This is a genomic window from Chitinophaga sp. (assembly GCF_035564935.1).
Lineage (GTDB): Bacteria > Bacteroidota > Bacteroidia > Chitinophagales > Chitinophagaceae > Chitinophaga.
In genome coordinates, this window is sequence record NZ_DATMTE010000116.1 from 1 (window position 1) to 6,381 (window position 6,381).

The following is a 6,381-nucleotide window of genomic DNA, read 5'->3' on the forward strand; positions in this document are numbered from 1 at the left end:
ATGTTCTGTTGTGTGCGCTTGTATTGTTTTCCTTTATCGTCCAAAGTCAGCAACTGGTCAGTTACCGCGATACGGCGAATCATTTCTCCGTGGGTATTCCTGCAGGATGGCAGGCAACAAAAAACAAACAGCCCCCCGCCCTGAAACTGATGGCAAGGCGGCTTTCGGCCGACAGCCCCCACTTTGAACCGGAAAATTTCAATATTAATGTTATTGACGAGCTCCGCTCCAATGTGGATGCCGTTACCAAAAAACTGCTGTACTATATCAGCCGCAACCCTTACTTCAAACTGGTAGACTCCGGCAGCATTATCCGCAATGGCAAAAGAATGATCTGGCTGGATGAGATACACGTGGAAGAGAACAGGCCCGATACTTTTTTTGCCAGCGTTTTTATTGATTACTCCGATAATAAAACCTACCTGCTCACCGCCACCACGCTTTTGCCATTTTCCGCCACATATACGCCCTTATTTCACCAGGTAGGCACATCCTTCCTTACAGGCAAAGCAGCCCGGAAAGAACGTCTCAAAATCACGTTGCCGGCAGGCATCAAATGGACCATGATCACCGATACAGAGGTGGACAACCTCGCCACCCGGCAATTCCTTCCTGCGGATGAAACGCCACAGCAATGGACCCTGCTTCTCAACAATATGACCATGGAAAATGCAAGGATCGGTAACATCGACCATGCCGTAAAAAGCTTTTCTGAAGCTGCAGCAAAAAATGCCTCCCAGGCAAAAACAACCCTGCTGGGAAAAGAAAACAGCCCGCAACGGCGCTGGGCGCTGTTTAAAGTGGAAACACCCGGTGCAGGCAATCCGGAGTCCCAATTGTATTATGTAATACAGGGCCCAAAATCCTTTCATGCCGTATTTATTGCACAGAAAACAGAAACCCTTCCTGCCGCGTTTATCAGCAAATGGAGCGCTGTTTTTAAAACCAGTAAAGTGGTAAATGAATGATTATTTCCCGTTCACTGTGTATTTATTTACGCAGCTGTTTTCAATTTCCGTTGTAAATCAGCTCTTTTTTTAGTGGTGTGATGTTTGGGGCATTTATCATAAAATCAATGCTTATGACCAAACAGCCTAAAACACCCGGACCACTCCTCGATGATGATCTTCAACCCGATGATATTATTAATCAGAAACAGCAGCCTGTGCCTCCCAAGGGCAATCAGGATGAACAATCAAGACAGTCAAACGATGTTTCCGACGACTTGCTGGATGAAGAAGATGATGATGTGGAAATAGACGAACTGCTGGAAGAAGAAGATATTACAGATGAGGATATAGATGAAAACAGCTTCGAGGAAGATGACTCCCCTAAAAGACCACTGGAGTAAAATACGAACGGGTACGGGTTACTACGCCCCCTACCCGTTCGTTATGGATATCTATTTGTAAATTTCAACTTCAATTTTACCATCCTTTGTAACGGCGCCGCGGTACATTCCTTCGGTATTGAAAGACATGGTCATGTTACCTTTTCTATCCAGCGCAATAAGGCCGCCATCACCGCCCATATTCCCTACTTTTTTTATCACGGCATTACCTGCCTGCTGTACGGAAAGTCCTTTATATTCCATCAGGGCAGACAAATCGTAGGCAACCACGTTCCGGATATAAAACTCGCCCCAACCGGTGCAGGAAATAGCCGCTGTTTCATTGTTCGCATAGGTACCGGCCCCAATAATAGGTGAATCGCCAATGCGGCCGTATTTCTTGTTGGTCATACCGCCGGTAGAAGTAGCTGCTGCAAGGTTGCCCTGCTGATCCAATGCCACGGCCCCAACAGTACCAAATTTATAATCCCGGTTCTTAATACCAAACTTCACAGGGTTCGTATAGGCGTTGGATTTAGCCGCTGCCAGGGAGTCTTCCCGGATGGCCCGCTGCAGATCCTGCCAGCGTGTTTCGGTTCTGAAATAAGAAGGATCTACTATTTGCAGTCCCGCTTCTTTGGCGAATTTTTCTGCGCCCGGCCCCACCATCATTACGTGCTCCGACTTTTCCATCACGGCTCTTGCCGCACTCACCGGGTTACGTATAGTGGTAACGCCGGCTACTGCGCCGGCTGCTTTCGTTTTGCCATTCATGATGGCAGCATCCAGTTCGTTGCGCCCTTCATGGGTAAACACGGCGCCCTTGCCGGCATTAAACAGGGAATCGTCTTCCAGCACCCTTACGGTAGCCTCTACTGCATCGAGGCTGCTACCGCCTGATTGCAGCACCTTATATCCTGTTTCCAGCGCTTTCTTCAACGATGATTTATAAGCTGCTTCCTTTTCGGGAGTCATATTCTTTTTAAGAATGGTGCCTGCTCCGCCATGGATCACCAATACATAGGATGCTTTCTGCTGCGCTGCTACGGGTAGAGCAAAAAACGCCGCCAGCAAAAATAAAATACCAAACCTGCCTTTCATATCTGACTTTATTAATAGAATGATCAAATTGCTTTCTTCTTCAGCTGTCCTTTTTCTACCCACCACCAATACCAGGTACCGCCACTGGCTTTGGCCGGATCAAAATCAGTTACCTGGAAACTGCCGTTGCCGGTAGCGCTGGCCTGGATCTCATATACTTTCAGCGCTTCGCCGTTATGATTCCATTCCAGTGGTTGCCCCGGCTCACAAAGTTCAGGTTTTTTCAAGCTATCCGATAAAATGAAATAAGCCTTACTCACGCCAAACACTTTAGCCATACCTGTTTCATCAATGCATACCGCTGTTTTCTCATCCGGTGCAATACCCCTTGGGAAAATGCCATGGTCTTTCACAATACGGCTCATAAAGGTAACATGCCTGCCCGCACGGCCACGTTTTACATAATGCTGATCGCTGATCACCTGGCTTAAGTAAGGCGCATGCAGAAAATCATTATTATACAATGTTACCAGCGAATCATACGGGTTAGCCAGTACGGAATCCGATACGGCACTGCCCCCTTCCCCGCTGTAGTAAAGTCCGCTTAATATGGCGCAGCCGGCGCTGGTACCGCCTACGGGGGCTTTCTTTTCCTGCAGCAGGTAATTAATGGCCGCATTCACTTTGGTGCCTCTCCACTGGTTCATGTAGCGCGACTGATCCCCACCGGCAATAAACAACATCTCCGCATTGCGGATAATGTTAGCTACAGTATCATTATTAGCCAGTTCCCGGGTGGTGATGTTCAGTGTTTCCACGGAATTTACTTTCCCCAGGGAATCGATATCATGGTTATAGTCGCCGTTGCCGGAAGCGGTGAGCACCACTACATCGCCGCCGCCGCTGCGGTCAATCATCCATTGAAAGGCGCCGTTTACATTGCCGCCACCGCCAATAAGCGCTACGCCGCCTTTTACCGGGGTGGTTACATCGGCGGTGTCTCCAATGATACCTATGGATGCGGGCCTGCCGGGAACAGTTGGCAACTCGTGGTTACGCATATTGCAGGCAGTAAAACATATAGCCGCTGCCGTTAGTACTGTTATTGTTCTTTTCATCAGTAGCCTGGATTTTGTTTCATGTTTTTATTGGCTTTGGTTTCCGCATCAGGGATGGGGAATACATATCCCTTCTGGCCTGGTTTCAGTAACACTGCACCCAGTGCGTTCACCGCGTCTTCCGGGTTACGGGTAACAGACATTCCTCTTCTTCTAAGGTCAAAAAGACGCTGCCCTTCAAAAGCCAGTTCTTTAAAACGTTCTGTATACAAGGCAGTGATCAATGCGTCTTTGCTGGCAAAAGTTTGTGGTGTATAACCGGATATACGGGCGGCACGCAGTGCATTCAGATCGTCGCCTCCATTACCCGTCTGGTTCTTCTCAGCCAGCGCTTCCGCCCTGATCAGGTACATTTCACCGGTTCTGAACAACTTGATATCCGCCAGGCCAAGACTACCGGATGTGCCGGCGTATTTATTCACCAGGTATTGGGAGTTACCTGCGCCGCGTGTATCATCAAACTTTATATAAGCAGGATAACGTACATCATGGACTTTATCGAACAGGTTGATCAGCTCAAAGGAAGGAACATATAAAGCCACATCCCTGTCGAAATAAACGCTGCCAATCAGGTCGTCGTTGCTGCCGGCTACCTGTTTCAGTTTCCAGATCACTTCACTTTCCTTTGTGTCTTTCCAGATACCCGGGAAATCGGCGGCAGATGCCAGTGGCAAGGCATCTATGGCCTCAGTGGCATAAGTTACGGCGTTGTCCCATTCTTTTGCATACAAAGCCACTCTGGCCTGAATGGCTGAAATAGCCGGAAGCGTAATCCTTGTATTATCTTCAAGATCAGCAGGCACCAGTGTTTTAGCCAACTGCAGATCTTTTTCTATAGCTGCTACCACTTCTCCAAAAGTATTACGGGAAGGAAAACTGTTAACCGCTGTATCCATATAAGGCACGCCCATGGCAGCAGGGTCATATGCTTCTGCATAACTCTGCAATAACTGGAAATGGCAATAAGCGCGCAGCGCCAGCGCTTCTCCGCGGTATTGATCTTTCAGCGCTGCTTCTTCATCGCCCTTGGTGGTAACGGCTCCCATTGCGCCCAATACGCGGTTGGCGCGGTCGATGGCAATATAATATTCCCCGAAAGAACCGGTGATGGTGGTACTGCTGGGATCTATCTGCCAGCGGTAAGTAGCTACGCCACCACCGGTGCCGTTTTCACTGGGCAGGGTACATTCATCTGTGATCAGCGATATGCTGTAAATAGTATTGTAGGTAAGCCCTGAATAGGCGCCAAGCAAACCTCCGTTCAAGTCGTTCACTGTCCGGAAAGTTCTTCCCGGATCAATGATACTGTCGGTGGGCGACAGGTCCAGTTGTTTGTTACAGGCAAGGATACACACCGACAAAGCGAGTGCCAGGTAGCTGAAAGTATATTTGAAATAACGGATTGTCATGAGCTCAATGATTTAAAAATTAACGTTCAGACCAAAAGTGTAGGTTCTTGCGCTGGGGTAATCGAACCTGCCATCGCCATTGTTATTTTCCGGATCAAAACTTTTCCATTTGGTCCAGGTGTACAGGTTCTGCGCCTGTGCAAATACCTGTATGCCCTGTATAAATTTGATATGGGTCATTATTTCTTTCGGGAAATTATAACCGATATTCACATTCCTCAAACGCAGGTAAGAAGCGTCCTGGATATCTTTCGAAGAAAATCCCCTGCTGGCGTCGAACTTCGGCAGGATGGCATTATCGCCCGGTTTTTTCCAGCGGTCGTACAGCATGCGTACCGACTGGTTACTGCTGGCAAAGCTGGGGTTTTCGTTGAAGTAATCTTCGTTGAGATACCGCATGGTTTTATCGGCAAACGTAAACAGTGCATTCAGGTAAATACCTTTCCAGGTAACGCCGGTATTAAATCCACCGGTGAAAGGAGGAATATAGGTACCAAATTCCGCTACGCTCAAAGCCGTTTCATTGTAATCGCTGGTTTTATTACCTGATCTGTCGTAGTACAGCGGATCGCCTGTTTGCGGATCCACACCGGCCCATTTAGGCGCATAGTGGGAGCCGTAAGGAAGCCCTACCCTCACGATCTGCGTAGTGCCCTGTGTAAATTCGCCGGCGGTGCCCAGGTCGGTGATCACGTTCTTATTATACGCAAAGTTCACGCCTACGGTCCAGGTGAGATCTCTACCCTTCACAATATCCCCCTGCAGATCCACTTCTATCCCCCTGTTACGCATAGCGCCGGAATTGAGGAACATAGTATAAAACCCCGAAGTAATAGATAAAGGCTGTTCTATAAAGAGGTTATTGGTTACTTTGTTATACACATCTGTTACCAGGCGGATACGGTTATTCATTACGCCCAGGTCGAAGCCCACATTAAATTCCTTTGCATATTCCCAGTCGTAATTGGGATTGCCTGGCTGATTAGGCACAATAGCCGGAGTACCGCCATACTGGTCGGTTCCGTAAGTACGGAAATAAGCGAAAGGCCCCAGGTTGGAAAATGGATTGGCAGAAGTACCATAGCTGGCCCTGAAACGCAGGTTATCCACAAAGCTCACATCTTTCAAAAAATTCTCTCTTTTTACTTCCCATCCAACACCAAAGGAATAGAAACCATGCCAGCGGTTATTGGGTGGTACGGTAGACGCGCCATCGTACCGGTAACTGGCATTCAGTGTATACTTTTCATTAAAGGTATACCGGCCTACGCCAATGTAAGAGGCTAATGCGCTTTTGGTGCGGCCGCCTCCCAGCAAAGGGCTGTACGGCGATCCCGGCGTAATGGCTGCGGGTGTAGCAGGCAACCTGTCGTCCAGGTCATAGCCGGTATAATCAAATGCGCGGTAGTTATTTTTGGTAAACTCAAAATAACCTGATACTTCAAAATCATGTTTACCGGTTACTTTTGAATACGTTAACCCG

General features: G+C 48.2%; 6 protein-coding genes. 2 read left to right on the forward strand and 4 right to left on the reverse strand.

Annotated elements, in window-relative coordinates; genetic code table 11:
• Together VN105_RS03130 and VN105_RS03135 are read left to right on the forward strand one after the other, a co-directional pair.
• Positions 1-968, forward strand: a 968-nt coding sequence (locus VN105_RS03130; protein WP_325637829.1) for a hypothetical protein, incomplete at its 5' end; no start/stop codon positions are given.
• A gap of 113 nt (positions 969-1,081) precedes the next feature.
• A complete protein-coding gene (locus VN105_RS03135; RefSeq protein ID WP_325637831.1) occupies positions 1,082-1,351 on the forward strand; it encodes a hypothetical protein in 270 nt (89 codons plus the stop codon).
• 51 nt (positions 1,352-1,402) lie between these two features.
• Here VN105_RS03135 and VN105_RS03140 read toward each other — a convergent pair whose 3' ends face one another.
• The 4 genes from VN105_RS03140 to VN105_RS03155 form a co-directional block, all read right to left on the reverse strand.
• Positions 1,403-2,431: an isoaspartyl peptidase/L-asparaginase gene (locus VN105_RS03140; RefSeq protein WP_325637833.1), complete on the reverse strand. Its 1,029-nt coding sequence runs from the start codon at positions 2,429-2,431 to the stop codon at positions 1,403-1,405.
• Positions 2,432-2,454: 23 nt separating this feature from the next.
• Positions 2,455-3,489, reverse strand: coding sequence for a cyanophycinase (locus VN105_RS03145; RefSeq protein WP_325637835.1), 1,035 nt, complete (start codon positions 3,487-3,489; stop codon positions 2,455-2,457).
• Entirely contained in the window at positions 3,489-4,898 is a 1,410-nt protein-coding gene (locus VN105_RS03150; RefSeq protein WP_325637837.1) for a RagB/SusD family nutrient uptake outer membrane protein, read from the reverse strand. Before VN105_RS03150 ends, VN105_RS03145 begins: the two co-directional genes overlap by 1 nt.
• 12 nt (positions 4,899-4,910) lie before the next feature.
• On the reverse strand, positions 4,911-6,381 hold a 1,471-nt coding region (locus VN105_RS03155), incomplete at its 5' end, for a TonB-dependent receptor domain-containing protein (protein WP_325637839.1).